The organism is Pseudomonas syringae (assembly GCF_021606685.1).
GTDB classification, from domain to species: domain Bacteria; phylum Pseudomonadota; class Gammaproteobacteria; order Pseudomonadales; family Pseudomonadaceae; genus Aquipseudomonas; species Aquipseudomonas syringae_R.
Map to the genome: position 1 here is coordinate 85,704 of NZ_WKCB01000002.1, position 26,963 is coordinate 112,666.

Genomic DNA, 26,963 nt, shown 5'->3' on the forward strand with positions numbered 1-26,963 from the left:
ATGTCGAACTTAGTGACCAATGCTGGACACGCCCATGTCGATGACCATGGGCACGATGACCATCACCACGACTCGGGGCCGATGACCGTTTTCGGTTTCTGGCTCTACCTGATGACCGACTGCATCTTGTTTGCGTCGATCTTCGCGGTGTACGCGGTACTGGTAAACAACGTAGCGGGTGGCCCGTCGGGCCACGACATCTTCGAACTGCCTTACGTGCTCGGCGAAACCGCCTTGCTGTTGTTCAGTTCGATCACCTACGGCTTCGCCATGTTGGCCTTCTACAAGGGCAACAAGAAAGGCGTACTGAGCTGGTTGGCACTGACCTTCCTGTTCGGCCTGGGCTTCATCGGCATGGAGATCAACGAGTTCCACCTGCTGATCTCCGAAGGCTACGGCCCGCACCGTTCCGGTTTCCTGTCGGCGTTCTTCACGCTGGTCGGTACTCACGGTCTGCACGTAACTGCCGGCCTGCTGTGGATGGCGGTGATGATGTATCAGGTCAATAAACACGGCCTGACCAACACCAACAAGACTCGCCTGAGCTGCCTGAGCCTGTTCTGGCACTTCCTGGACGTGGTCTGGATCTGCGTCTTCACCGTTGTTTACCTGATGGGGACTCTGTAATGGCTAATGCACACTCCCATGACCATGACAGCCATGATGCGAGCCACGGCAGCGTTAAGTCCTACGCTATCGGCTTCATCCTGTCGGTAATCCTGACGCTCATCCCGTTCGGTCTGGTGATGTACCCGACCCTGCCCAAGTCGATCACCTTGATGATCGTACTGGCGTTCGCGGTGATTCAGGTGCTGGTTCACCTGGTGTACTTCCTGCACCTGGACCGCTCCAAAGAGCAGCGCGATAACGTGATTGCGTTTGTGTTCGCAGGTCTTGTGATCCTGCTGCTGGTTGGTCTGTCGATCTGGATCATGTTCAGCATCCATACGTTCATGATGGCGAAGTGAGGTAAGACCCGATGTCGCTTAAGCACTTTATCCAAATCACCAAACCGGGGATCATTTTCGGTAACGTGCTTTCTGTGGCGGGCGGTTTCTTCCTGGCCTCCAAGGGGCATGTCGATCTGGCCATTTTCCTGGCTGCAATGATCGGCACGTCCCTGGTGGTAGCTTCCGGTTGCGTATTCAACAACTGCATCGACCGTGACATCGACATCAAGATGGAGCGCACCAAGAATCGCGTGCTGGTGCAGGGCCTTATCTCCCTGAAGCTGGCATTGATCTACGCGTCCGTCCTGGGTGTTGCCGGTGTGGCACTGTTGTACAAGGTGGCCAACCCGTTGGCGGCGCTGTTTGCCGTGATCGGCTTTGTCATCTACGTCGGCCTCTACAGCCTGTACCTCAAGCGCAAGTCGGTTCACGGCACGCTGGTGGGCAGTCTGTCGGGGGCGATGCCGCCGGTGATTGGTTATGTGGCTGTGACCAATAGCTTCGACATGGCCGCGTTGACGCTACTGGTGATGTTCAGCCTGTGGCAGATGCCGCACTCGTACGCTATCGCGATTTTCCGCTTCAATGACTACCTGGCTGCGTCGATTCCGGTTCTGCCGGTCAAGCGTGGCATCCAGGTGGCCAAGAAACACATCCTGCTGTACATCCTGGCCTTCCTCGTGGCGACCTTGATGTTGACCTTCAGCGGCTACGCCGGCATGAGCTACCTCGCCGTCGCCGCCGCCATGGGCATGTACTGGTTGTACATGGCCTGGACGGGCTACAAGGCGGTGGATGACACCGTCTGGGCGCGCAAGCTGTTCGTGTTCTCGATCTTCACCATCACCGCGCTCAGCGTGATGATGTCCCTGGATTTCCAAGTGCCGAAAGAGCTGCTGCTGACCTACGCTCACTGAGTGTCCAAGCAGTAAAAAGCCCCGCCTTCGACAGAAGTGCGGGGCTTTTTTTTGGGCGGGCTGGGGACGCTCGTTTAAATTCGCCGGTGTTTTTCTCGTCATACCCCTCTGTACGAGCTGTGCGAATCCATCCCCCGCCTACAAGGAGTAGTCACCATGGTCAGCGTTAGTCGTCGATCCCTTCTCGCCATTGGCGCCGCCCTGCCGTTGCTGGGGCGCCTGGATTGGGCGGTCGCCGCGCCGGCGCCGGCCAAGACTGACAAGGTGCTGCTCAACTACAACGAAAGCCCCTACGGGCCTTCAGGCGCCGCACGCGAGGCGATGCAGCGCGGGATCGCAACGGCCGGGCGCTATCCCTATCAGCACATGTACGCGCTGGCGGGCCTGTTTGCCCAACAGCAAGGGCTTGCCGAGGAACAGGTGGCGGTGTTCTCCGGCTCCATGGCGGCCCTGCGCTATGCGGTGCTGGCGTTCACCAGCGAAACCCGCGGCCTGGTGATGGCCACGCCATCCTACGAAGTTCCGCGCCAGGCGGCCGAGTCCGGCAAGGTGCCGGTGCGCGAAGTAAACCTCGATGCCAGCCACGCCCACGATGTACCGGCCATGCTCGCCGCCGACCCCCAGGCCGGCATGCTCTACCTGTGCAACCCCAACAACCCCACCGGCACCCTGACGCCCACCGAGGCCATCCGCCAAGCCCTGGCCAATAAACCCAAAGGCAGCGTGCTGGTGGTGGACGAGGCCTATATCGACTTTTCCGACGCACCCAGTTGCGTGAGCTGGGTCAAGGACCACGACGACCTGCTGGTGCTGCGCACCTTCTCGAAAATCTACGGCATGGCCGGCGCCCGCCTGGGCTTGGCGATCGGCAACCCTGCGCTGTTGGCGAAGTTGGCAGTGTTTGGCGGCGACAACGTACCGGCGGGTTCCAGCTTGCTCGGCGGCCTCGCCAGCCTGCAGGACGTAAAATTGCTGCCCCAGCGCAAGGCGCTCAATGCCCAGTTGCGCGATGAAACCGTTGCCTGGCTCAAGGCCCGGGGGTTTACCTGCACCGCTTCGCAGAGCAACTGCTTCATGATCGACGTGAAGCAACCGGCTGAGCAGGTCATCAAGACGCTTGCCGCGCAAGGCGTGATGATCGGGCGGGTGTGGCAAAACTGGCCGCAGTGGGTGCGGGTGACGGTCGGAAACAAGCGGGAGATGGCGCGGTTTCGCGAGGTGTTTGCGGCGCAGGTCTAGTGCGCTCGTCGATATGACACAGAACCAATGTGGGAGGGGGCTTGCTCCCGATGGCGGCGTCACAGTCGCGACACTAGTGACTGATACACCGCTATCGGGAGCAAGCCCCCTCCCACATTGAGTGCGACGCTGTTACTGCTGCGCGATGCTGTACCCGTCAAACGCAGTCTGCTGTTGCAGTGCGGTAATCACGCTCTTGCGGCTCAGCGGATGCTCGGCGCCGGCGTTATCCACAAAGCTTTCAACCTCCAGCTCAGCTTCATCGCCTTCACCCACAAAACTGAAGCCCAGGAACTCGAACGCTTCGCGGTCGACATTCAGCTTCGAACGCGGCGTGCGCAGCGGCAGAGTGACGCTGATGCCATCCTTGCTGATCACAAACACTTCGGCTTCTTTCTTGGCCCGTGAGGCCTTGCTCTTGCCGGCGCTTGGGTTGCTGATGGCCTGGTGGGACTGGTTCAGCACCTTGAGGGCCAGGCCGTAGACCAGCTCCTGAAACTGCGGGTCGTCCTTGAAGCTGGACAGGATGCGGCTAATCGAGAACTTGCTGCTCAGGTCTTCGAGGGCAATGTTGTCAGCCGCCTCGGCGTCCTTGAGCTGCTTGAGCTGGCCCATCAGGTCGTAGGCCGTGTCGTCGTCGAAGGCATCGTGAGCCTGGCGGATGGCCACGCGCAGCTCGCGGATCTGGTCGCTTTCTTTGGAGGTGTGGAACGCGTCCAGCACCATTTCGCTGATGATCTTGGCCGCAGGCACGTGCTGTGAAAGATTGATGGCGTTTTCGTATTCAGCTTTGGATTGCAAGACGACTACGGATTCTTCGGCGGTGCAGGAATCAGACATTGAAATTTCACTACTTGAATAAACAGAGACAAAAAAGCGTCGGGCATTTTCAGCGGCGAGGGGGATCAGGTCAAGGCAGCACAATGCCCCCATCGCGGTGCAAGGCTGCCGGCCAGTGGATGCGCGCGATTACACCCATTGCTTGAAACACGCCTCAAGCCTCCGCTCCGTGTTATTCGCTCACCCTGTTTTTGCCCGCGGCCTTGGCGCGATACAACGCCTTATCGGCGCGCGCCATGAGGGCCTCGGGGGCCTCACCGGGTTGGCGCACAGCCACGCCAATGCTCAGGGTTACCGTGAAATCAGCGGTCAGTGGGTTGTCCCTGACTGTCTGGCCGAGGCGCTCGGCCACCGCGATGGCTTCCTCCAGTGAGCTTTGGGGCAGGATCAACATAAACTCGTCGCCGCCCCAGCGGGCCAGCAGGTCATCGGGGCGAAGGCAGCTTTCCAGCGACTCCACCACGCGTACCAGGGTCTGGTCGCCCACGCTGTGACCATAGCGGTCGTTGATCGGCTTGAAGTCATCTATGTCCATCGCGATCAGTGCCATCGGCAGGCGAAAACGCTGGGCGCGGTCGCATTCTTCCAGCAGGTCTTTTTCCAGGCGATAGCGGTTGGCAATCAGGGTCAGGGCGTCGCGTTCGGCCAGGCAGCGATTTTCGTCGAGCTGTAGTTGCAGCTGTTGATTGACCGCGACAGCTCGCGCGTGCGCTCGGCCACCAGGGTTTCAAGGGATTGATTGCGCCGTTCCAATTGCTCGACAGAGCTTTTGCGTGCATGGATATCACGGTGGGCACCCACCATCCGTGCCACCGACGCGTCGTCGTTACGCGCAATCACATAGCCGCGGTCTTCGATCCACAGGTAGCTGCCATCTTTTTTGCGGCAACGATATTCGGCCTGATAGTGGGGCGCGCGACGGTTGATGTAGTCGTCGAACAGCGTCATCACTTGGGGGTAGTCGTCGGGGTGGATCACGCTTTCCCAGGTGAACACCGTGTTTTCCAGGGAGTGGCGCGGGTAACCAAGCATTTCGTACCAGCCCAGGCTGCGGTAGACGAAGCCGGTATTGGCGTTCCAGTCCCAGATCCCGTCGCTGACCAGTTCCAGCACCGTGTGCAGCATGTCGGCGTTGAAATGAGAAAAATCACGCGCGTGCGAGGTGTTGTCGGAGATATCGTCCATCTGTGCGCTCCTTGCCCAGGCTGGCCTCAATGCCAGCCCCTGTTGACGCCGATACTCCGTGGCTGACGCTACTGTACAACGCGGCTTGAGTGGTTTGAATAGGGCAGATGGACGGTCGCAGGAATGTGGCGTTAGGCCGCTACTCAGGCGCCACCATCCGCGTCCTCACCTTGCCATCTGCGTTGTGCTGGTAGATCCCGTCCGGCTGGCCCTGCTGGTTGAAAAACACCTGGCCCATCCCGGCGGAGTTCCATAGCCGTTCACCGGCCTCGGCGTGCTCCGGGATATGCGGCACCACCTGCATGGTGCGGCGGCGGGTGAACCAGTTGAGGGGCGAGCGTGGCGAGTAGAGCCAGCGGTTGAGGCGGTCGAACCATTCCAGCAAGCGCGGGGGGAATTCGTTCTTGATGCCGCTGCTGGTGATCTGCCAGATCCTCGGGCCGGCGTTGCGATGGCGGATCAGCACTTCGTAGACGAACGAATAGTGCACATCGCCCGAGAGGATCACGTAGTTACCCGGCGTACGCGAATGGCGAAAAATGTTGAGGATCACCTGTGCGGCGCCGCGATGGGCCATCCAGTTTTCGGCGTCCACCAGCAGCGGATGGCCGCACCAACTGAACACCTTCTGCACGGTTTCGATCAGCTTGACGCCAAAGATCGGCGCGGGCGAAACGATGATGGCCGAGGGGTGGTCCAGCAATGCCTGTTGCAGCTCGCTCAAGGCTTCCCAGTCCAGCAGGCCGGAAGGTTGCTTGAGGGTGAACTCGCTGCGCCAGCGGCGGGTGCGGGTGTCGAGCACCACCAGCGCGGGCGTGGTGGGCAGCACGTAGTGCCACTGCTGGAACGCGAGCAGCGTCTCCAGCAGTGCGTCGTGCGCGGCGGGGCTCAGGTAGTTGTCTTGCGTCTGGGTGGTCAGTGCGAGGCTGTGCTTGAGCGGTTCGTCGAACACCTGCGGCTGATTCCCCCAGCCTTGGCACAGCAGGTAGGCGAGCAGGGCGTTGCCGATGATGCGCTTGGAGAAGGGGTGGCCGTAGGCGGTTTCTTCCCATTGGGCGCTGAGGTTCCAGTCGTCGGTGATGTCGTGACCATCGTAGTCCAATGCCAGAGAGGTGAAGACAACGACTCAGGATCAGTAAAACCGCGGCTTTTCAAGAAGTCGGCCTCTGTCCGTATGGACATTAACTGCGTATGGACATTCACTACCGCCTTTGTCCATATCAAACACTCGCCAGTGCCTAGTTTTAGACCACTAAAACCATTGGGTTTCCAGAGGTTACAGCGAAAGAGCATATATGCTGGAAACGTCACGTTCGCTTTCGCCAATCTCAACCGTCATGAACGGCTGCACTGGGTGGGGCGACTGAACGTTAATTTCCGCTAAAGATCGTTCGCTGCCCTACGTGACAGGCAGAAAACGGCCAAAAGCAGCCGCTCGTGGGCAGCTTTTATGACACCAGAGTGCGATAACGCTCCACCTTTATACTCAACCAGAATGGCTCCGAAGAAGAATTGGCGTTAGCATTCTGTTCACTCGGCTTAAACAGCCTGTTTTTCAGATCAGGGTCGCATCGTGGAAAAGCTAAAACGCCTCCAAAGTGGAATCGAAGGGCTCGACGCTCTGCTCAAGGGCGGGCTGGTAGCAGGCGCTTCATACATAATCCAAGGGCGGCCTGGGTCTGGAAAAACGATCCTCGCCAACCAGCTTGGTTTTCATCATGCAAATAGCGGGGGGCGGGTTCTGGTCGCCACACTGCTGGCTGAATCGCATGATCGCCTTTTTCAGTTTCTTTCAACTCTAAGCTTTTTCGACTCTTCCAAAGTCGGGGCTGAAATCCAGTTCGTTAGCGCGTTTGACACCCTGGAAAACGAAGGTTTGGATGAAGTAGTGAAACTACTTCGACGTGAGATAAGCCGTCAGAAAGCCACCGTTATGGTTGTGGACGGTTTGCTCAATGCGCGCTCAAAAGCTGATTCACACATCGACACCAAGAAATTCATTTCTGAACTGCAAGGCCACGCCGCTTTTGCGGGTTGCACGGTGCTGTTTCTTACCAGCTCCCGCCTCGACGACGGCAGTCCTGAGCACACCATGGTTGATGGCGTCATAGAGATGGGCGAAGAGCTATATGGCACTCGCTCAGTGCGTCGAATTCAGCTGCGCAAAACTCGCGGCAGCGGAGCCATGACCGGTCTTCACGAGTGTGAAATTACCGACAAGGGCTTGGTGGTTTACCCGCGACTCGAAAGTCTCTACAGCCACCCGTCTTCTACCGATAGCGCTGACATGACGCGTATCGCCAGTGGCATTAAATCACTGGACGACATATTAGGCGGAGGTCTGCACAGCTCTAGTGTATCTCTGGTCATAGGCCCCTCTGGGATTGGTAAAACGACGCTGGGTCTTAAGTTCCTGGCCGAGTCGACTCTGGAAGCGCCGGGCCTACATTTTGGCTTCTACGAAAGCCCACAACGGCTGCGACTCAAAGGCCAATCACTGGGTATCGATATCAAGGGCATGGAAGATAGCGGCGCGTTGAACATAGCCTGGCAGCCCACCACAGAGGGGCTTCTCGATGGGCTGGGTGCACGACTGTTGAGTATCGTCGAAGAAAAGGGCATCAAGCGTTTGTTCATCGATAGCCTAAGCGGCATGACGCGAGTCACGACCAATCCAGCGCGGATTACTGACTTCTTCAGTGCTCTGATGAACGAACTGCGATCCAGGGGCGTTACGGTATTTGCATCCTGGGAAATGCGCGATCTGTTCGGTTCAGAGGTAAGCGCGCCGAACTCAGACCTGTCCAGCATCGTCGACAACCTGATGCTGATGCGATTCTATGAGAATCACTCTGAACTAAGCAGGACGCTTTCCATTCTTAAAGTACGAGACAGCTCTTACGACCCTTCGCGATTCGAGGTCGTCATTCGTGATCAAGACGTTTTCCTGAAAAAGGCTTCGAGACATGAACCTTCAGTCCACGTTGAGACATCGCCCGGTTCAAAATCTTAAGCCTTTGCGCGGGTTGAATTAACATGACCACCATCTTGGTCGTCGACGACGAGTATTTGATCGCTGACATTCTCAGCTTTGCGCTGGAGGATGAGGGGTTCATGGTGGTAACTGCCAGCAATGGTCGAAAAGGGCTTGAGGTGTTGGATAGAGAGGGGCCAGCCTTGATCATCACAGACTTTATGATGCCGGTGATGGATGGCTTGGAGTTCGCTACAGCCGTCCGAGCTCTTCCATCCGTCAAGCATTTGCCAATCATCCTTATGAGCGGTGCTCAAGCACACATTGGTATGGAGAGATCGGATCTGTTTGATGCGGTTTTGGCAAAGCCATTCAATATCGACTTGATCATTGCCGAAGTTAAAAAGCTCTTGGTCCAAGACCAGCGCTGAACTCACTAGGGTTATTAATGTGCGCTGGCCAAGGTGAAACCCCCAATTGCAATTGGCGACGCCAGCTCTGCTGACGAGGTTGCCCGGTGTCTTCTCTGGCCGTGGGCTATAACCGCGCACACCGTTTTTTGAGAAAGGATACTCAGGGAGTTAAAACATAAGGAAGAGGTATGGCAAAGACGCATTCACATCTTACGGCGCGGAGGATCTGTATGAAGTGAATTTGCCACCGCTGTCACCAGCTCGTCCATCGACCACGGCTTTTCCAAGTACGTTGTAGAGGGCGGCACGATGGTAGGATCCAATGAGTATCCAGAAGTAAGAATCGTGGCAGTGCTAGGCCATCTTGCCTTCACCACCGCGATAAAATCCGAACCTTTGAGCTTGCCAGGCAAGCCGTGATCCGCGATCACCAGTGGGTACGTGTGCGGCGTGCTGAGCATATGAATTAAAGCACCATCAGCGCTATCAAAGCCCTGCGAGCGCAAACCTATTTCTGACAAAATATCTATCATTAGACCGCGAATTAGTTGGTCGTCCTCCACGACGATTACCGGCTCAGACAGAGGCGAAGGTTTTTCGCATTCCTCATTCATGAGATCGTTCCTGAATTGACCAATTGTGCTACAGCTCGATTCGTGGAGTTGATTGTAGACCTCGCTAAGATTACATCTTGGACGTAGTGAAACAAGTCGAAAGTCCGCTATTGGCCGGTTAGCGACGGTCTGACTTCGACCGTCGCTATGCATGGTCAAACCTCAGTCTGTTCCGCCATCTCCAGGGCATCATCGACCTCAATCCCCAGATATCGAACAGTGCTCTCCAGCTTCGTATGGCCGAGCAGCAACTGAACCGCCCGCAGGTTCTTCGTCCTGCGATAGATCAGTGATGCCTTCGTACGTCTCATTGTGTGTGTGCCATACATGGCTGGATCAAGGTCCACGGCTTTCACCCAGCCTTTGACGATACGAGCGTATTGACGAGTAGATAGATGGTCTGAAGTATGCAGCCGGCTAGGAAAAAGGTAGTCCTCGCTGCGTAGCTGGGCCCGATGTATCCAGGCCCCGAGAGCAGATCGTGTTTGCTCAGTGATCTCAAACTGCACAGGCCGCTGCGTTTTCTGCTGCATCACCATGGCTCGTGATGATAAGTGCTCGCCATGAGCAACATCGCGCACGCGGAGCTTGGTTAAGTCGCAGGCTCGAAGCTTGCTGTCGATGGCCAGATCGAAGAGAGCCAGATCTCGGGTTCTTTCCGCAATTTGAAGCCTTACTCGGATGGCCCAGATATCTCTCAGTCGGAGTGGGGTTTTCTGCCCGACCAGTTTTCCTTTGTTCCAGGGCTGACGTCTGCAGGTAGCGATGATGTTCATGACAAGTCCTCCACGTGTGGAAGGACAAGGATGGCTAATCGGAGCAACGGTCGCTAACCGGCCAATAGCGGTCATCGAGTGTCTACAAAAGCAGGGGTGATTCAATGGGTATGGGTATGGGCCTGCAGCGAATCCGGCACACCTGTGCGGATTAACCCGCCCTCTTCAATCCATGTTTGGGTCGACTGATAAGCGCGTTGTAGCAACTGATCTGTTTGGCTGAAATCGAATACCGAAGCATTTAGCGGGCACAACGGCGCAACGACATGAATAGATGCCCGCGGAGCGTACAATTCAATATCGCGCACCAGTTGGCGCATGCTCATTAGGTTGAGTGTGTGCAAGGCTAATGCAACGAGCCCGCTCGGTGGGCTTGGGCACGCACAACCGAAACCAGTTGGCACCACCACAACGCGTGTGGCACCTAGCGAGACCGCACTGGCAATTGGTGTGTTGCTAGCTACTCCACCGTCGATCAAGAGCTTGTCACCTATTCGTACGGTTGGAAACACCAGAGGAATTGCCGCGCTGGCGAGCAATGCCTGCTCAGCACTGCCACTTGACAGCAACTCTTCAGCACCGCTGAGCAGGTTGGTGGTGACGATATATAACGGCAACTCAGTATCTTCGATCAAATTCACAGGCAGCGATCGACGCACTAGGTTTTGTAACGCTGAAGCGCGAAGAAGATACCCACGACGCCGCAAGATCGCCGACAGAGTGTCGAGTACCGAAAATGGAAACACATCTGCCTTTCGCAAACCCCGCCAGAAGTCCGCGAGTTCAGCCACGCCCTGGGCGTTCGGCCTGGCCGCGAAATACGCACCATTGATGGCGCCGACTGATGCACCAACCACTAAATCGAATCTGACCCCCTCCTCCACAAGGGCTTGCAACATTCCGACCTGAACCGCACCGAGGCTGCCCCCACCTGCGAGAACGAGTGCAGTTTTTACAGTCTCCATGGCAGACCTCCAGTGGAAATCTCAGTACCATTTTTCGAGTGCCAACATCCAGGCAGTTGCGAAATCCCCATGACCCTCACATATCAAAAACAGACTGGTACTCCGCAATTGCAGAAAAAACCTTTAAACGAGCTCGGTGCAGAAGCACTCTTACGTTAGTCAGCGATATTCCGAGAAGCGTAGAAATTTCATCTAGATCCAATCCAGAGCGCTCTCTCAATATCAATACGCTTCTCTGCAACTCCGGCAGCTCCTCGAGAACAATGTTTATGCGAGCATATAGCTCGGATTCGGTCAGAAGCGCTTCAGGGCTATCTTCATGCGATACCACAGGCGGTGTGTAGGAACGATCATCTACAAATAAAACGCCTCCTCCCTCGATCCAAGAGGTACATGGAATACAGTTCGACTCACTTCGCCGAGCTTTGTATCGGCATTTCGCCGTATTGGAAGTGATCGTCAGCATCCAGGTTTTCAAGCTGGATCGTCTCTGAAATTTCCCTATACCTCTCACAATCGCAAGCCATGCCTCCTGCACCACGTCGTCTGCATGGTGCCGTCCCACGATTCCATAAGCTACGGCCTTCATTGCTCCCTGATGCGTGCACACCAAATCACGATATGCGTCCTGTTCTCCGCGCAATAGGCGGTCCAAAAAATGAGCGTCATCCGTGGCGTTCATGGCAGTACCTGACTGTGGTCGTATCATGATCGTAGCTGTCCTTGGCAGAGATGACGGTTCGGATCACGAAATGCGTGAACCGCCCATCGCACTGCATCGCTTGATCGTCTCGGATACTCATCGCACTCGAGCCCTCAAGAGGACATACGGGTCAACCCCTTCGTTAGATGCACGTCGAAGAGAATTAAATTTGGAAAGAGTTAATCGCCGCAACTTTTCTAGACGCATGCGACTGGCAACTGTTCGCCGCTCACTGCCGGTTATGGTTTCAACCAGGTGTCAGTAATTCTGAAGCAGTGGCCCCATCCAGCGGCATGTTCAGCTCTGTTAGAATTGCGCTGGTTGAGTAATCAGACCCTTGAGAAGCAGCATGAACAAAGAATGGACTGAAGAAGAGATGCGCCAAGCATTGTTCGGCAATGCCGAAATATATGCGCCGGTGAGCACCGCCCCCTTGGAAGAAGTCCAACTGGGCGTTGCTGTCGTGCCCGTATCAAAGGTGGCGAAAAAGAAGGTCTCCAAAACCTTTACCTCGAGACTTGTAGTGACGCTCCGTGTTAGCAATGAGTTCGAAGGAAGGACGTTTGAGATCGTCCATGAAGCCGATACTCTGAGTACGCTGCTAGCAGAGCAGGAAGCCACCAAAGCAGCTAGGAAGAAATTTCGATATGTAGAAGTGGTATCGATCAAGCCGATGTAAATCATGTTTCTCAGCAGGCGACAAGCCAGTCTGCTGTTGGCCGACTCCCGCCTGTAGTGACGGGCAGAGGGCGCCCCATAGCTGCCTGTCGAGACGGGCGGCAATCGGCCCAGAGTGTGTAAAAACGCTTCGCCAAGATTGAAGTGCGCGCGTCTACGTTAAATCTAAAATTTATCAGCACGTCACAGATGTGGATTTCGCGTAGAAGCACGATTTTAAGTCCGGTTTTGAGTACCTGTTGCGCTCAAAAACGTTTTTACACAGCCTCGCCGATTGCTGCCTGTCGTGAGGGGCAGCAAGCGGCCGTCGGGTGTCTACGAAACCCGGGGCGAATCAGAAAGAAGCTTTTGCTCATCCTGTTGCAGGTCGGCAATCAACTTGCGCATGCCATCCATCTTGGCTTTGTCTTGGCGATCCTTGATGCGTTTGACGACATCATCGATGGTCGCTTTTCCCGCAACCATTGATCTGCGCAACGCCACCGTGCCTTCGATATCTTCGCCAAACCATTTCTGCTGAATCACCTTGAGCTCAGCCAATCGCTGCTGCTGAGCTGGGTTATCGGACGTGAGCTTTACAAGCTCTCCATGGACCTGACCGAAATTGTTTTTGCCGGCAATGAGCGGTGCCAGAAAGTCATCGTCGCCACTCAGTGCAAAGCCCCGCATCCCCGTCTCGATATTGGTCAGGCTGATAAGGAGCTTATTACTTGCTTCCAACACTGTGTACGTGTGAATGTTCCAATTAGTAGCTTCGTCGATTTTGCTGAAAGCATCACGAACCACTGCGACCATGATGCAAATAATCAAAATGATTAAGCCAAAGCCGAGGCTTAACTTTTGAGAAATCGTGAATCTCGAGAACATGGGATGGCCTGCATGATTAGGTAAACGCGCAATCACGTTATCGTGAAATTCACGCAAAGCTTGAGCAATGCTTTTGAATTAGTTTTGCCTCACCACGCCATTCGTCCCCGAAGTCAGCAGCACTGGTTGCCGTGGATCGTGGAATTCGAAGAGGCCAATGTCTGCTCAAAAGGAAATCAACAATATTGAGCGCTCTAATTTCAGTGGGATTGACCGGGGAGAAGCAAGTATTGGACTCGTTATCCTGTGGACGGTAGCCGGGATCAGCCCGGCAAGGCCAAAGATTTTCTCTTGGCGATACAGCGGCAGATGGTCGGCGAACGTGGCCACCATAGATGTGGGCCAGCAGGTCCGCTGTCGGAATGCCTTTGTCGATGACGTGCGCAAGTACCGGCGCCTGGATCAGAGTTTCGCACTGTCCGTAGGCACACTTTCCACGGATGAGGCGCTCAACGGCGAACATACCGGGCGTGTAGTCGAGCTTTGCGCTGGGATCTCCGCCGATGCGCTTGAGGGCGCAAGTTCACTGGCAGTTGCTGTTGTCCTGTTCGTTATGGATCAGTATGCGAGGAAACTATGGGGGCAGCGATGCGCGCTTGGGTTGCTGGCGCATTCTGGGCTTGACAGGTGTCGGTTGCAGTACCTCAAGTTCGGCCTCGTTACCGTCGATACCCGCGCTGATCAAGGCGTAGAGCAGGTTGGCTTGATCCAGGCTCAATTGCTCGCAGCGCTTTGCAAACCTGACGTGTATGAACAGTGCGATCTCGTGGGCCGGTTTCTCGTTGACCGACTTGTAATGCGCGATTTGCTTATCCATGGTCTCGATGCAGGACCTTCAAACACCTGCCGGATATCTGGATGGTGTTGATGCTGACCATCACCTTGCCCTGCCAGGTGCGCACGAGGTCTGCTTTTCGCTCGTGCTAGTCGACAAATATAAGCCAACACACGCAGCTATGGCTATACAACAGGTCGACGTAGTGGATGGCTACCCCGCTCAAAAAGTGAGGAAACCAAATATGTACTAGGCTCGGTTATTACTCACCGGCTACATCAACACTCAATTTACTGCGAAATATAAAAATCAAAGTCATTCAGTATTGGTTCAGCTAATGTTAAATCACTAGTGATATAAATTGCATTTAAGGGGCGACATACATGCATGTGCTCTATTCTTAGGTAACGGCGATGATGAAGAAAAAAGTGGCGAAGGGTAGTCTTCTGTTGGCTTTGGTCTTGGGTAACGTGTGGGCAGCGAATGCTCAGCCCCCGCTCGTCAACGTTGACGCAAACACATTCGGTCAACGAAGTGTGGTGCCCATTCATGAAGTACTGATCGGACCTAAGAAGGTCCCCAGATATACGATCAATGTCATTGTAAATGGTCAACCGATACAGGCGGGATTAGATACTGGATCTACAGGATTGCGTTTACTACCTCGAGCGGTCGAACGAGCGGGAGTATCACCTTCTGGAGTGGATGATACTTACGGGTACGGAAGTGGAGTCACGTTAATCGGTCCGAACACGCTCGCATCAGTTCAGATAGGTAGTTCGAAAAAAGAAATATCCCTGCAGGCCGTTCGGATTACAGGATGCCGCGGAGGAGGCATCGACTGCCCAGCGGGTAAACTCACCCCTTCTCAATATGGGCTAATGGGGTCGGGGTATCCGGGTCAAGGGTTTCCCGCGATCGTAGGCATTCGCTTCGGATCAAAGCTCGCTCCCAACCCGTTAGTAAAACTTGGAGTAGATAGCTGGATAGTGCATATACCTCAGCGTGGCGAAGGAGATGGCTTCCTCATTCTCAACCCCGACTCACATGACATTAAGGATTTTGTACCATTGCTGTCGAAAGGTAATCCTACGGGCTCGGTTGATGGCTGCATAAAAGTAGCGCGCTTGGAGGCTCAGGAAATATGTAGCGCGATACTCTGGGATACCGGTGCACCAGCTATAACTGTACGCAATGCCGAACGTCCGAGAGCTTGGCAGCCCGGAGCACCAATTGAGATGCGATTTACCTCGGCGTCCGGAGCTCCGCTGCCATCAATAGAATTTCGGGCAGGAGATCCTGAGCGTAGGGGTAGGGCTAATTTTTCCCCTGCACCCAATCGCCCTGGAGTACAAATCTCAGCGGGGCTGCTGCCATATTACTTTTATGACGTGTTATACAATGCGAAGACAGGAGGAATGGCGGTTCATGCTAACACTGCAAATCATGACTTTCCTTCTTCGAGGAAATAAATGTAATCAAATTTAATTGGCATGGGCCTCAACCTCCACTATGAGGCCCATACTTTTAAATTTAGGATGCTTAGCTATTAAATTTTCCCTAACCTAACTAGCGGTCTCTCGAATAAACTTTAAAAACTTATAAAGTACAAAACCTGCAAGGAAAGCTGCAAAGCTAAATTTAACATATTAATCTATGCTTTTTAATGCATATATTGGAATATCAATTTTTTCTGAATTCCGAAGCAGAAGACTGGAGAATATTTTACGCAATACTGGTTTTCCTGCGATGCGGATAAGCTCTCTGAGCAATTTAAGACCGATACGAGAATGAGGCCAAAGCACACGAGGCAGAATTTTAGGAACGCCTTGTCCTTCTCTTACAAACGGGCGCATGACGCGCTCGTAAGAGGCCAATGCAGAAGGAAGATCGTCCGTTTTTGATAACTCTCCTGCCAATACATAGCCGCCGACTATAGCTAGCGTGGTGCCGATGCCAGACAAAGGCGTAACGCACCATGCAGAATCACCTGTAAGGACGACACGATTGTGATGCCAGCGGCCCATTCTGACCTGTCGAAGAACATCAAAATAGAAATTATCAGTCTTATTCATACCCTCAAGAATGCGTGGAAAATGCCATCCTGCATCGGAAAATTTCTCTTGCAGGAACTCTTTTTGCCGCTCTACAGACCACTCATTCTCGCCTTCAGACTTTCTCTGCATACCCATGTATACATGTACGCTATTCTCGCGGCCAGGTTTTAACGTCGCTCCGATTCCACCTACCGTATTGTATTGACGCGCGAACACACCATCGACGGAAGTCTTGGGTATTGCGAAATAGGCAAGAGTCATGTCCATCCACTTCGGGTTGTTCTCTCCTGGAAAAATCAATTCGCGAGTGGATGATCCTACACCCTCCGCCACAATCACAGCATCGTATTGAGCACTCGGGCGATTCTGGAAGTGCACGGTGATGCCGTGTGCATCTTGCTCAAGTGCCGTGATAGTCTCATTGAATAAATAGGTTGATCTGTTACTCGCAGGCTCATAGATCAATCGAGCAATGTCGCCACGCATTATTTCCAACTCTGCTGTTGGACCGTCCCCAACTTCATCAACTGTGAAGCGGGCGATTGGATTGTCATATTCGTCTACCCAATCAGTTCCCACCTCAGAGGTGCGAAGATCTAAAGCCGCGCGCTCAAGCCCCATCATTCGCAGTACATGTCGACCTGCTCCTCGGACATCAACGTTTTGGCCTGCATCACGAAATGCGGGAGCCTTTTCAATTACAGTAACGTCAAAGCCGTATCGGGAAAGCCACCAAGCTGTGGTATTGCCAGCGACGCTTGCCCCGCTGATGAGGATTTTTTTACGCATGCAGATTCTCCTATGATCCGCACACAATATCACGCATGATATAAAATGACATCACGCGTGATTTAATATATCAGGCTTCTAAATTTGCGATAAATCTCTGGAGTAAAGCCACCAAGGTCGCTGTTTCCTCAGGCGTGAATCCATTCATGCCCTGTGCGTTAGTATCAAGCAAAACCTGCCGTCCTAGCGCTGCAGTATCCCTACCGCGTGATGTGATGCTTACAAGCGCAGCACGCTTATTTGTCGCTACAACCTCCCTCTCAACCAAGCCGGCCGCTTCTAGCTTATCTAGAGTCGCAACCATGGCAGGTTGTTTTACCGCAGATGCTTTCACAAGATCGCGCTGAAGCATAGGGCCGCGCCAAGATAGCCACAGCAATGGGCCGATTAAAGTGAGCGATGTCCCGCGTGATCTTAACGTTGCCTCTACCGCGCGATGAAATACGCGCTCTGCGTGCTTGGCGAGATAGCTGGGAGCAACAGCCGCGTCGGGATGAATATCTTTTTCATTTTTCATGACATCATTTTGTCCGAAATTGATGGCTATCACTAGCCTGATGCCATGTGAATCCGACGTGCACGCGAACCGTTTGATTATCTCCAGCCGTTAAGCCAGCTTCGCAGCTCATTGGGGTCCTCATCATCCTTGCCGAAAATGTCCTCCTGCTGAGAGGCGACGTGCCCCTAGCAAGTCTTGGGACCACCGTAGTCCGTGCTACCTCTACAATCCGGCTAACGCAACACGCATCGCAGTGCCACTTCCTCTAAGATGCGGCGTATTAAAGGCATCACCACAGAGCGGGCTATAGACATGAAGAAAACATTTAATTCGGGTGTGGCACTGTTGCTAAGTGTAGCAACCTCGGTGATGGCGGCGGACGCTCCTTCGAACTTCATCGGTAATTGGCGGGTAGCCGGAGTCGCCGTGTCCGCCAACGGCGTACAGGCGCTCGGTGACAACGATCCAAGTCTGATGGGCAAGCGCCTTACCTTTACGCCACAGCGCCTGGCGTGGGATCAGCCCACGGCTACAAACGACGCGTGCGCGGAGCCTACCTTGGATCGCTTGCAAGCCATGCCGCCGGCAGAACTGCAACCACAATTGCGCCAGCTTGGCATGCGACACCCTGTAGCCTATATGCTGCGCTGCGGGTCGGGGACCTGGGGGCCTGGTGACCAAATGACAGTCTACCTAGGCGCAGCAGGCGCCGTGGCGATGCCATGGTACGACGGCGGCGTTCTAAAGCTGGTTAAATTGCCCCCACCCAAAGATTGAAGTGTCATAGGGGTAAGTAGTGAGTTTGCGTGACAGGCGTCGGTCCGCTGCCGAGCAAATCGCGGAAGAACTCCGACAGCTAACTGAGCGCTTTCCGACGCTTTTCCGGTTTGAAATCGCGCCACAGCGGTCTGTCAGGGGTATTAAATCTGTGTCGGCTTACACACAGAGATCCACAAATGCCGACACATGCCCCAAGAAGTACCTGATCAGCCACATCTCTCTGCAGCACTGCTTTGACAAAAGCCGCTCGGGCCTTGAAAAGCTGCGCGAAACCGATCCCAGCTTCCCGCGCCCCATCAAATTTGGACCGAGCAAACAGGCTGGCGTTTACTTCGTCGTCGCAGAGGTAGAAGCCTGGTTGGAGAGAAAGATCAGCGAGCGTGATGGAGCCCCTCTGGATCTCGCTGAGAGAGAGGGCCAATGAGCACGCACGAGCAGATACCATCGTTCTTGGCAGAGATGCCCGAGCGGGCACTTGCCTCATACCTGAACCCAGGCATCCTGCCAAAACCACTCCCGAGTGGGGTGGCCAGGGTCATGCCCTGACATGACGAACTGCTGCCTCCTGCTCTTCAGGAATACGTGCGGGATATCGCTGAGCGCACCCAGTGCCCGCCTGATTTTGTTGGAGTCGCGCTTGTAGTGGCTGTCAGCACTGTAGTCGGTCGCAAATTTACCATCCACCCGAAACAGCATGATGATTGGACTGTGGTTCCCAACCAATGGGGCGTCATCATTGGACGGCCGTCTGCGATGAAAACACCAGCGCTCAAGCAAGCGCTTCGTCCCTTGGACGCATTGGAGACAAGAGAGCGAAATCAGCACTTCATAGCGTTGGAGGAGTACAGGACCAACAGTGAGCTGCTCGACATCGAGCGCAAGGCTGCTAAGAGCAAGGCCACGAAACTTGTAGGCAGCGGCGACAAACTTGGAGCGCGGGAGGAACTCACCAAGGTTTCGAGTGATGTGCTGCCTCCAGTGCAGCGTCGTTACACCGTCAACGACTCAACGGTAGAAAAGCTCGGTGAGCTGCTCAACGAAAACCCAAACGGCCTGCTGCTAGTACGTGACGAGCTCGGGGGCTGGCTCGCAACAATACAGAGCGAGGACGGCTCAGTGGCACGCGCTTTCTATCTGGAGTGCTTCTATGGCAACGGCTCATTTACATACGATCGTATTGGCCGAGGCACCCTGTTCATCGAGTCATGTTGTTTGTCGCTGATAGGCGGAATTCAACCCTCACGAATCGCATCCCTCGTGAACGCCGCGATCAGCGGCGAAGTGGATGACGGCCTGATTCAGCGCCTACAGCTCGCCGTCTATCCCGACGACGTCCGTGAGTGGCGTCTGGTCGATCGCTGGCCGAACCAAGCTGCCGCTGAGCACGTAGAGGAGATTATTAACCACCTCGACCAGCTCCCATCCGAGCCTCGTGCTGCTCTCAGGTTCAGCCCGGAAGCACAGGAGATATTTAACGCCTGGTATACGCATCATATGCAACAAAGCCGGAGCGAAGAACTTCACCCAGCATTGCAATCCCATTATCTAAAAATGCCGCAGACCATTGCGGGGTTGGCCCTACTGTTCGAACTGGTCGAAGGTGGACAGAGAGCCGTGGGCACTGAGTCCACGTCCCGCGCCATTAACTGGGCGAGCTACCTGATGAGCCATGGCTTGCGACTCTACGGCGCAGCTATCAACGCCCCACTACTCGGTGCAAGGCTGATCCTGGAGCGTCAGCAGAAATTACCCGAACCGTTTACCCCACGCGAGGTGCGTCAGAAGGACTGGATGGGATTGGGCTCGCAGGACGCTGTGAACAACGCACTCGCAGTTCTGGCTGAACACGACTTAATCATTGGCTACGAGGTGGCCGGAGAAAAAGGTGGCCGCCCATCAACACGCTACATCTGGCGAAAAACGTAGCCTCTAACCTGCGTTCGGAGCGAATGCCGTAGCAGTAGCCCACGATCAGCAGGCGGATCATCAGTTCAGGATCAATCGAGGGACGCCCAATCGGGCTGTAAAAGTCGGCGAGGTAATAGCGCAGATCGCTCAGATCGAGGCATCGATCAATGTTGCGCAGGAGGTGATTGGCTGGGATGTGCTCTTCAATGTTGAACGAGTAAAACAGTCTCTCTTGTCCACTCGACAATTGTCCCATCATGCTGCGAATCCTCCCGCTGGCCGATGACCTGATTTTGCCGCAGGCCAAGCAGGAGATCTACTTTTTCAACAGAATCGGCCGATAGCAGCCGGTCGCGACTGACCGCTATTGGCCCAGAGTGTGTAAAAACGCGCTGATGCACTGTCGGCGCGCAGCGCTGACGGTTGTTAGCTGAGTAATTGCTCACAACAAGTCCTGCGGATCATCACGAGGGTCTGGGAGCCCCTAGCGCCGCTTCTACCTTGCTGGGTGGCCAAAATACAGACCTCTTCAGGCCGACAGCGCCTTCATTAAACCGCTGGTACCGAGAATTTTCATGACTCGTTTCAAGTTGTAGGCGAGGACGTTCAAGCTCATCTCCGCACTTACTCCGTTCAGCTTTCGTGTCAGGAAATGTGTGGCGCCCATCCATTGTTTGAGTGTCCCGAAGGGATGCTCGACCGTACGCTTGCGGATTCGCATCATGTCCGGCGCGTTGCTCAGCCTGTTCTGCATTTCCTCCAATACGGCTTCATGCTCCCATCGCCGAACTCGCCGTTGCTTGCTCGGTGTGCACTTCGATTTCAGCACGCATCCCTGGCAATTAGAACTCCAGTAACGGTGCAACTTCAGGCCTTTTTCAACGCTGGAAAAGCGCCAGATCAACGCCTCTCCAGCGGGACAAATATATTCGTTTTTTGCCGCGTCATAGAGAAAGGCATCGTTATTGAAACGCCCGTCAGCCTTGGCTCCAGAGGTCATCGGCTTGGGCACATAGGCGGTGATACCTGCATCGTGACAAGCCAGGACTTGTTCGCTTTTGAAGTAACCTCGGTCAGCTACTACCGACAACGTATCTGACGCCATAGCCTCGCGGGCCTGCTTGGCCATCGAACTGAGTTGATCGCGGTCGGAACCGACGTTGGTAACCTCATGGGCAACGATCAAATGGTGCTGGGTATCGACCGCTGTCTGCACGTTGTAACCGACGATACCAGTGCCGCGCGTCATCATGGAACGGGCGTCTGGATCGGTCAGTGAAACCTGTTTATCCGGTGATTCGTTGAGCTGAGTTTCAATGACCTGCAACTCTTTCATCTGAGCTTTGAGCTTGTCGATTTTCTCTTGCAGACGAGCAGCCTTGGGCTGAGCGACCGAGGGTTCTTGCAGGTCGGTTTCGGCGAGCGTAGTCAGGTACCGATTGATACTTGATTCAATTTCTTCCATCCGCCGTTTCAGCTTGGCGCTGGTGAAATTGCGGTCGCGGTTATTGACGGCCTTGAATTTACTGCCGTCGATGGCGACCAGATTTTCTTCGAACAGTCCTAGCTGCTGGCACAGCACCACGAACTGGCGGCAGACACCTCGGATGGCCTTGCTGTTGTCTTTTCGGAAGTTGGCGATGGTCTTGAAATCGGGCATCAAACGCCCAGTCAGCCACATCAGCTCGACGTTGCGTTGGGCTTCTCGTTCAAGACGCCGGCTCGATGGAATGCGGTTCAGATAGCCGTAGATGTAGATCTTCAGCAGGACCGAGGGATGGTAAGCCGGCCGGCCTGTATCAGCAGGTAAGGCGCCCTCGAAACCTAGTTTGACCAGGTCCAGTTCGTCGACAAAGATGTCGACTACGCGCACCGGATTGGCATCCGTGACGTAATCGTCGAGGCTCGCGGGAAGGAAGGTTTCTTGGCCTCGATGTTCACCTTGGATAAAGCGCTTCATGGGCGATCCCTGCGATGAAATCCTCAGAAATCATAGCAGGGCTAAGAGCGGTGTTCTGTTCAGATATTGATGCGTTTTTCAACCGCCTGTAGTTGCTTTACCGGGTCCCAACCACTCGGCGACGCTTGAGCTTTGCTCCACCAAAGCATTCCTTTAGAGATCCATAATCTCCGCAAATCAGCATGAGCAGATGTTGCGTCATCATAGCCGAACTGCGTACCGCAGGACGGGCACATGCCAAACGAAGAGCAGCCAACCTCATCGTATGGAGGCTCTTCAAGCCCGGGGTATCCACAAACCGGACAAAGATATGAAACGTTGCTTGCAATCATCCAACCCCCAGATTTCTAGCCTCTAGCCCACGTTGTCGGCGTACCTGCTGATTTCCGGAATCTTATACTGAATCTGAGCAACTGATGTCTGACCTGGGCTGAGTAGGAAAAAACACTAGAGTGGAAGCCGCTAACAAGGGTTTTGACACACTCTGGGCCGAAAGCAGTCGTTCGTGAGTGGCAGCTCTCTGCCAGAAGCGGACGTTTAGAACAGAGAAATAAATCTGTTCTCTTTTCCCAATGGACATCATTGCGTAAGCGGATGGCGAACACACCTACCGAACTCCAGTATTTAGGGCGATGGTGTCCGCGTATTTTAAGCGGACGCGATCACCCTTATCGCCAGGATTTCCATGCGCCAACGCAGCTCTTACCCCAAACCATTTAAAGCCCAGGTCGTCCAGGAATGCTTGCAACCTGGAGCGACGATTTCCAGCGTAGCCATCCATCACGGCATCAACGCCAACGTGATCCGCAAGTGGCTACCGATTTACCGGGATCAATCACCCGCAACTCTGCCGGCCTTCATCCCCGTACAAGCTGCACCCAAGCGCGCAACAGAAGAGACGGTGATCATCTCACTGGTTCTGGGCGATAAATCCGTCACCGTAAAATGGCCAGCCTCAGATCCGGACGGCTGCGCGTGTTTTATCCGTGGCCTGGCCCAATGATTCGTATCGACTCCATCTGGCTCGCCACCCAGCCCATGGACATGCGGGCCGGCACTGACACTGCACTGGCCCGGGTGGTTGCCGTGTTCGGTGCGGCGAAGCCGCACTGCGCCTACCTCTTTGCCAACCGCCGGGCCAACCGCATAAAGGTGCTGGTGCATGACGGCGTTGGTATTTGGCTAGCGGCGCGACGCTTGAATCAGGGCAAGTTTCATTGGCCGGGCATCCATCTTGGCGCGGAGGTCGAACTCGACCCCGAACAACTCCAGGCGCTGGTACTTGGATTGCCTTGGCAGCGAGTAGGTGCAGGCGGCGCAATTACATTGCTCTAATACCTGGCTTATAGCTGTGACCGGAGGACTGCTTTGGTAAAATCCACGGCATGACTTCTTTGCCCGATCTCGATCAAATGCCCCCTGAACAACTGCGCGCGCTGGCTGCGCAGCTGATGTCCAAGGTCGACACCATGGGCAGAAAGATCCATCGTGATGAGACGATCATCGAGCAGCTCACCCACGAAATCGCCATTCTCAAGCGACACAAGTTTGCTAAGCGCAGCGAGCAGATCAGCCCGGCGCAAGGCAGCTTGCTCGATGACCTGCTTAATACCGACCTCGAAGCCATCGAGGCCGACTTAAAAGCACTTCATCCCGCACCCGCGCAGATAGAACCACGCCAGCAACCCAAGCGTGCGCCGTTGCCGCCGCAGTTCCCGCGCACTGTGATCCATCACGAGCCGGACAACACTCAGTGCGCTTGCGGCTGTCAGCTTCAGCGCATCGGTGAAGACGTCAGCGAGAAGCTGGACTACACGCCGGGCGTGTTCACCGTCGAACAGCACGTTCGTGGGAAATGGGCCTGCCGGCAGTGCGAAACACTGACCCAGGCCCCGGTGCCGCCGCAGGTGATCGACAAGGGCATCCCCACTGCCGGCCTGCTAGCGCAAGTGATGGTGGCCAAATTCGCCGACCACCTGCCGCTCTATCGACAGGAAAAGATCTTCGGCCGTGCCGGCCTTGCCATCCCGCGCTCGACACTAGCGCAGTGGATGGGTCAAACCGGCGTGCAGCTTCAGCCGCTGGTCGATGCGCTGCGCGAAGCAGTGCTGGCCCAGCGCGTAGTCCACGCCGATGAAACACCGGTACAAATGCTGGCTCCAGGAGAGAAGAAAACCCACCGCGCTTACGTCTGGGCCTATAGCAGCACGCCATTCTCGGCACTCAAGGCCGTGGTCTACGACTTCAGCCCCAGCCGTGCCGGCGAACATGCGCGTAACTTCCTGGGCACGTGGAGCGGCAAGCTGGTCTGTGACGACTTTGCCGGCTACAAGGCAAGCTTCGAGCTGGGCATCACCGAAATCGGCTGCATGGCCCACGCGCGCCGCAAGTTCTTCGACCTGCACGTCGCGAATAAAAGCCAGTTGGCTGAGCAGGCGCTTCACTCGATTGGCGGGCTGTACGAAGTCGAGCGACACGCTAAGGAAATGAGCGACGAAGACCGTTGGCGATTACGCCAGGAAACGGCGGTGCCCATCGCTGAAAAACTGCATGAGTGGATGCTGGCCCAACGCGAACTTGTGCCCGAGGGCTCTGCTACGGCCAAGGCCCTGGATTACAGCCTTAAACGCTGGGTAGCGCTGACGCGCTACCTGGACGATGGTGCTGTGCCCATCGACAACAACCAGATCGAGAACTTGATCCGGCCGTGGGCGCTTGGGCGGTCGAACTGGTTGTTTGCTGGGTCGCTGCGCAGCGGCAAACGGGCGGCGGCGATCATGAGCCTGATCCAGTCGGCACGTATGAACGGGCATGATCCGTATGCTTATCTCAAGGATGTGCTGACGCAGCTGCCGACGCAGCGGGCCAGCGAGATCGAGCGACTGCTACCACATAGCTGGGCGCCTGCTTAGCTACAGGTAAAGCTTTGCTGGTTTCAGCCGAAACATTCCGAACGGAGAAAAAACTGGCTACGGCAGGCTACTACTGAACCATCCTGGGCTCTATCAGACGTCGACTTCATAGAACGTTCGCCTTGGATAGCTTTAAACAACATCTTCAAGCCCTGAGGCCTGCCATGCTTAGAAATGCTCCTTTGAGTACAAAGCTACTGCTTATTTTGATGTTTCCCCTGTTGGGCTTTCTGGTCTTCGCCGGGATTTTTGTAGCTGACAAACGAGAGACACTGAGCGAGATGAACCGAGCGGTCACCGCTACCGGCACCGCGCAGAAACTCAGTGACGTAGTAACCACTATCCAGCGTGAGCGCGGCGCAAGCGGCGTGTTTCTGGGCAGCGGTGGTAAGACGATGCAGGACAAGTTGAAAGTCTTACGCCAAGAAACCGACCGTGCGGTGAGCGCGATGCATGCGCAATCGACCGAGGGTCTTATCGCGCCTGACAAGATGCTGCGCGCAATTGATGGTTTGGCCGGACTGCGTCAGCAGGTGGACACGCTCGCAATCAATAACGGCGAGTCCGGCACCCGATTCACCGATGTTATCAAAAATTTGATCGGCTTCTCTTACTCACTGGAAACCAGCATTGAGGATCCGGAAATCCTGCGTGGGCTGAGTTCACTCAATCAGTTCGTAGACATGAAAGAGCGCTCTGGTCGAGAGCGTGTACTGCTTGGCCTGGCATTCAACCAAAACCGTTTTGATGCGCCGCTGTTGTCACGTTTCAGCCGCAACATGGGCGAGTTCTCCGGCTATTTCGAGGCCTTTCAACGCTGGGCTCCTGCCGTGTTCAAAAATAAGCTGGATGCGGTTCTACAACAGCCCGCATCCGTCGATGTAGCTCGCCTGCAAAAACTCGGATTTGATACGCCTCTAGGCGATCCGCTTAATATCAAACCCGAAGACTGGTTCAACCTTTCCACCAGCCGTATCGACATGATGGCTCAGGTCGAGGCTGAACTGGGCCAGACGGTCGTGAGCCTAGCCAATGTCGCGCGTACCGATGCCCAGCGCAGTCTGTATGTCGCAATAGCCACCGTCATTCTGATGTTGATTGCGGTGCTGTGGCTCGCTTCGGTGATTATTCGCAATATCAAAATCGCTGTGGTCGACGTGAACCGCACCCTTATTTCGCTATCCACGCGTGACCTAACTGCCAGAACCCGTTACACCGGCAGAGACGAGTTTGGCGAGATCTCGCGTAACCTGGATAACATGGCCATACAGATCGGTGAAGTGATCCGTGAGATCGGGAGTGCCACGGCGCAGGTCGCGACCGCCGCCGAGCAGTCTTCGGCTGTGGCCCTGCAAACTAGCAATAACGTCGTCCAGCAGCGTCAAGGCACCGATCAGGTGGTCACTGCCATCAGCGAGATGAGCGCCACGGTCAAAGACGTGGCGCGCAGCACTACCGACGCCGCAGAGATGTCGCAGCGCGTTAATGCCAGCACTATGCAGGGCAAGGCTGAAATCGAGAACACCATCAGCTTGATCAAAGGGCTTGAGGTTCAGGCCGAACAAACATCCCGAATCATTGAGGAGCTCAAGGGTGAAAGCTATTCCATCTCCTCGGTTTTGGATGTGATTCGTGGTGTAGCAGAGCAAACCAATCTGCTAGCTTTGAACGCTGCCATTGAGGCTGCCCGTGCCGGTGAGCAGGGTCGTGGATTTGCCGTGGTCGCCGATGAGGTGCGGAATCTGGCCAAAAAGACTCAGGATTCCACCGTCAGTATCCAGAAGATGATCGCCAATCTGCAATCCGGCTCCGACCGTGCCGCCACTTCCATGCAGGAAACTCTAGGGAAGGCTCAAGAAGGCGCGAGCAACGTAGTGCGCGCAGGGGAGTTGCTAGAAGAAATAGCCGAGGGCATCGCGACCATCAGCGACAGCAACATACAGGTCGCCTCGGCGGCAGAACAACAGAGTCAGGTTGCCGAGGAGATCCACCGCAACGTAAACGACATCAACACTCTGGTTATCCAGGTCAGCGCCGGTGCTGAACAAACCGCCGTCACCAGCCGCGAGTTAGCCCGCTTGGCCGAGCAACAGCAGGGGCTGGTGGGACGGTTCAAGGTGAACTGAGTTACAAGTTTTTTTACCGGATGCTCAAATGCCCGA

At 55.1% G+C, this 26,963-nt stretch carries 24 protein-coding genes and 4 pseudogenes; 15 read left to right on the plus strand and 13 right to left on the minus strand.

Annotation, left to right across the window (positions count from 1 at the left end; translation table 11 throughout):
- The 4 genes from GIW02_RS01245 to ptaA all read left to right on the plus strand — a co-directional run bounded on the left by GIW02_RS01245 (nucleotide 1) and on the right by ptaA (nucleotide 3,106).
- Nucleotides 1-627, plus strand: a complete 627-nt coding sequence (locus tag GIW02_RS01245; RefSeq protein WP_010206435.1) for a cytochrome o ubiquinol oxidase subunit III — start codon at nucleotides 1-3, stop codon at nucleotides 625-627.
- Nucleotides 627-968, plus strand: coding sequence for a cytochrome o ubiquinol oxidase subunit IV (gene cyoD, locus GIW02_RS01250; protein ID WP_010206434.1), 342 nt, complete (start codon nucleotides 627-629; stop codon nucleotides 966-968). The genes GIW02_RS01245 and cyoD overlap by 1 nt, the downstream gene beginning before the upstream one ends.
- An 11-nt stretch (nucleotides 969-979) precedes the next feature.
- Nucleotides 980-1,867, plus strand: coding sequence for a heme o synthase (gene cyoE, locus GIW02_RS01255; protein ID WP_236412053.1), 888 nt, complete (start codon nucleotides 980-982; stop codon nucleotides 1,865-1,867).
- 156 nt (nucleotides 1,868-2,023) lie between these two features.
- Nucleotides 2,024-3,106, plus strand: coding sequence for a pyoverdine biosynthesis transaminase PtaA (gene ptaA, locus GIW02_RS01260; RefSeq protein WP_236412051.1), 1,083 nt, complete (start codon nucleotides 2,024-2,026; stop codon nucleotides 3,104-3,106).
- Between the two features lie 132 nt (nucleotides 3,107-3,238).
- Here the strand turns inward: ptaA and GIW02_RS01265 are convergent, their stop codons facing one another.
- From GIW02_RS01265 to GIW02_RS01275, 3 genes and pseudogenes are all read right to left on the minus strand, one after another.
- On the minus strand, nucleotides 3,239-3,946 hold the full coding sequence (locus GIW02_RS01265; RefSeq protein ID WP_236412049.1) for a hypothetical protein: 708 nt from the start codon (nucleotides 3,944-3,946) through the stop codon (nucleotides 3,239-3,241).
- Nucleotides 3,947-4,118: 172 nt separating this feature from the next.
- Nucleotides 4,119-5,131, minus strand: a pseudogene (locus GIW02_RS01270) (diguanylate cyclase domain-containing protein).
- A gap of 139 nt (nucleotides 5,132-5,270) precedes the next feature.
- Nucleotides 5,271-6,224, minus strand: a pseudogene (locus tag GIW02_RS01275) (alkaline phosphatase family protein); the annotation flags it as partial.
- Between the two features lie 477 nt (nucleotides 6,225-6,701).
- On the opposite strand from GIW02_RS01275, the gene GIW02_RS01280 reads away from it, so the two are divergent.
- Both GIW02_RS01280 and GIW02_RS01285 read left to right on the plus strand, forming a co-directional pair.
- Nucleotides 6,702-8,144: an ATPase domain-containing protein gene (locus GIW02_RS01280; protein WP_236412074.1), complete on the plus strand. Its 1,443-nt coding sequence runs from the start codon at nucleotides 6,702-6,704 to the stop codon at nucleotides 8,142-8,144.
- Between the two features lie 23 nt (nucleotides 8,145-8,167).
- A complete protein-coding gene (locus GIW02_RS01285; RefSeq protein ID WP_104996016.1) occupies nucleotides 8,168-8,536 on the plus strand; it encodes a response regulator in 369 nt (122 codons plus the stop codon).
- A 185-nt stretch (nucleotides 8,537-8,721) separates the two neighbouring features.
- On the opposite strand, the gene GIW02_RS01290 is transcribed toward GIW02_RS01285, so the two are convergent.
- The 4 genes from GIW02_RS01290 to GIW02_RS01305 form a co-directional block, all read right to left on the minus strand.
- The gene (locus tag GIW02_RS01290) at nucleotides 8,722-9,132 is read right to left on the minus strand and encodes a response regulator (RefSeq protein ID WP_236412048.1); all 411 of its coding nucleotides are present in this window, start codon (nucleotides 9,130-9,132) and stop codon (nucleotides 8,722-8,724) included.
- A 155-nt stretch (nucleotides 9,133-9,287) separates the two neighbouring features.
- A complete protein-coding gene (locus tag GIW02_RS01295; protein ID WP_236412046.1) occupies nucleotides 9,288-9,908 on the minus strand; it encodes a tyrosine-type recombinase/integrase in 621 nt (206 codons plus the stop codon).
- Nucleotides 9,909-10,009: 101 nt separating this feature from the next.
- Nucleotides 10,010-10,873, minus strand: coding sequence for a patatin-like phospholipase family protein (locus GIW02_RS01300; RefSeq protein ID WP_236412044.1), 864 nt, complete (start codon nucleotides 10,871-10,873; stop codon nucleotides 10,010-10,012).
- Between the two features lie 76 nt (nucleotides 10,874-10,949).
- Nucleotides 10,950-11,555 carry an RNA polymerase sigma factor gene (locus tag GIW02_RS01305; RefSeq protein WP_236412042.1) on the minus strand — a complete coding sequence of 202 codons (606 nt, stop codon included), beginning with the start codon at nucleotides 11,553-11,555 and terminating at the stop codon, nucleotides 10,950-10,952.
- A 370-nt stretch (nucleotides 11,556-11,925) separates the two neighbouring features.
- Between GIW02_RS01305 and GIW02_RS01310 the strand changes: the two genes are divergently transcribed.
- Complete coding sequence (locus GIW02_RS01310) at nucleotides 11,926-12,255, plus strand: hypothetical protein (RefSeq protein WP_236412040.1); 330 nt, start codon at nucleotides 11,926-11,928, stop codon at nucleotides 12,253-12,255.
- A gap of 314 nt (nucleotides 12,256-12,569) precedes the next feature.
- Here GIW02_RS01310 and GIW02_RS01315 read toward each other — a convergent pair whose 3' ends face one another.
- Nucleotides 12,570-13,121, minus strand: a complete 552-nt coding sequence (locus GIW02_RS01315) for a CHASE3 domain-containing protein (RefSeq protein ID WP_236421753.1) — start codon at nucleotides 13,119-13,121, stop codon at nucleotides 12,570-12,572.
- Between the two features lie 264 nt (nucleotides 13,122-13,385).
- Nucleotides 13,386-13,953: pseudogene (locus GIW02_RS01320) on the minus strand (IS66 family transposase); the annotation flags it as partial.
- A 359-nt stretch (nucleotides 13,954-14,312) separates the two neighbouring features.
- Between GIW02_RS01320 and GIW02_RS27155 the strand changes: the two are divergent.
- On the plus strand, nucleotides 14,313-15,368 hold the full coding sequence (locus GIW02_RS27155; protein ID WP_456361619.1) for an aspartyl protease family protein: 1,056 nt from the start codon (nucleotides 14,313-14,315) through the stop codon (nucleotides 15,366-15,368).
- 177 nt (nucleotides 15,369-15,545) lie between these two features.
- On the opposite strand, the gene GIW02_RS01325 is transcribed toward GIW02_RS27155, so the two are convergent.
- A complete protein-coding gene (locus tag GIW02_RS01325; protein ID WP_236412038.1) occupies nucleotides 15,546-16,742 on the minus strand; it encodes an FAD-dependent monooxygenase in 1,197 nt (398 codons plus the stop codon).
- A 70-nt stretch (nucleotides 16,743-16,812) separates the two neighbouring features.
- Entirely contained in the window at nucleotides 16,813-17,292 is a 480-nt protein-coding gene (locus tag GIW02_RS01330; RefSeq protein WP_218244383.1) for a MarR family winged helix-turn-helix transcriptional regulator, read from the minus strand.
- Between the two features lie 261 nt (nucleotides 17,293-17,553).
- Between GIW02_RS01330 and GIW02_RS01335 the strand changes: the two genes are divergently transcribed.
- The 3 genes from GIW02_RS01335 (at nucleotide 17,554) to GIW02_RS01345 (ending at nucleotide 19,947) form a co-directional block, all read left to right on the plus strand.
- A complete protein-coding gene (locus GIW02_RS01335; protein WP_099236426.1) occupies nucleotides 17,554-18,018 on the plus strand; it encodes a hypothetical protein in 465 nt (154 codons plus the stop codon).
- Between the two features lie 19 nt (nucleotides 18,019-18,037).
- Complete coding sequence (locus GIW02_RS27160) at nucleotides 18,038-18,445, plus strand: helix-turn-helix transcriptional regulator (RefSeq protein WP_456361616.1); 408 nt, start codon at nucleotides 18,038-18,040, stop codon at nucleotides 18,443-18,445.
- Between the two features lie 158 nt (nucleotides 18,446-18,603).
- On the plus strand, nucleotides 18,604-19,947 hold the full coding sequence (locus GIW02_RS01345) for a YfjI family protein (RefSeq protein ID WP_456361617.1): 1,344 nt from the start codon (nucleotides 18,604-18,606) through the stop codon (nucleotides 19,945-19,947).
- A 4-nt stretch (nucleotides 19,948-19,951) separates the two neighbouring features.
- Here GIW02_RS01345 and GIW02_RS01350 read toward each other — a convergent pair.
- Both GIW02_RS01350 and GIW02_RS01355 read right to left on the minus strand, forming a co-directional pair.
- Nucleotides 19,952-20,188, minus strand: a pseudogene (locus tag GIW02_RS01350) (transposase); the annotation flags it as partial.
- A gap of 270 nt (nucleotides 20,189-20,458) precedes the next feature.
- Nucleotides 20,459-21,889, minus strand: a complete 1,431-nt coding sequence (locus tag GIW02_RS01355) for an IS1182 family transposase (protein ID WP_236419985.1) — start codon at nucleotides 21,887-21,889, stop codon at nucleotides 20,459-20,461.
- Between the two features lie 685 nt (nucleotides 21,890-22,574).
- On the opposite strand from GIW02_RS01355, the gene tnpA reads away from it, so the two are divergent.
- The 4 genes from tnpA (at nucleotide 22,575) to GIW02_RS01375 (ending at nucleotide 26,927) form a co-directional block, all read left to right on the plus strand.
- Complete coding sequence (tnpA, locus tag GIW02_RS01360) at nucleotides 22,575-22,892, plus strand: IS66-like element accessory protein TnpA (RefSeq protein WP_015885959.1); 318 nt, start codon at nucleotides 22,575-22,577, stop codon at nucleotides 22,890-22,892.
- Nucleotides 22,889-23,224, plus strand: coding sequence for an IS66 family insertion sequence element accessory protein TnpB (gene tnpB, locus GIW02_RS01365; protein WP_015885960.1), 336 nt, complete (start codon nucleotides 22,889-22,891; stop codon nucleotides 23,222-23,224). Before tnpA ends, tnpB begins: the two co-directional genes overlap by 4 nt.
- Nucleotides 23,225-23,274: 50 nt before the next feature.
- On the plus strand, nucleotides 23,275-24,801 hold the full coding sequence (gene tnpC / locus GIW02_RS01370; RefSeq protein ID WP_015885961.1) for an IS66 family transposase: 1,527 nt from the start codon (nucleotides 23,275-23,277) through the stop codon (nucleotides 24,799-24,801).
- A 209-nt stretch (nucleotides 24,802-25,010) separates the two neighbouring features.
- Nucleotides 25,011-26,927, plus strand: coding sequence for a methyl-accepting chemotaxis protein (locus GIW02_RS01375; RefSeq protein WP_162633409.1), 1,917 nt, complete (start codon nucleotides 25,011-25,013; stop codon nucleotides 26,925-26,927).
- Nucleotides 26,928-26,963 lie beyond the last annotated feature (36 nt).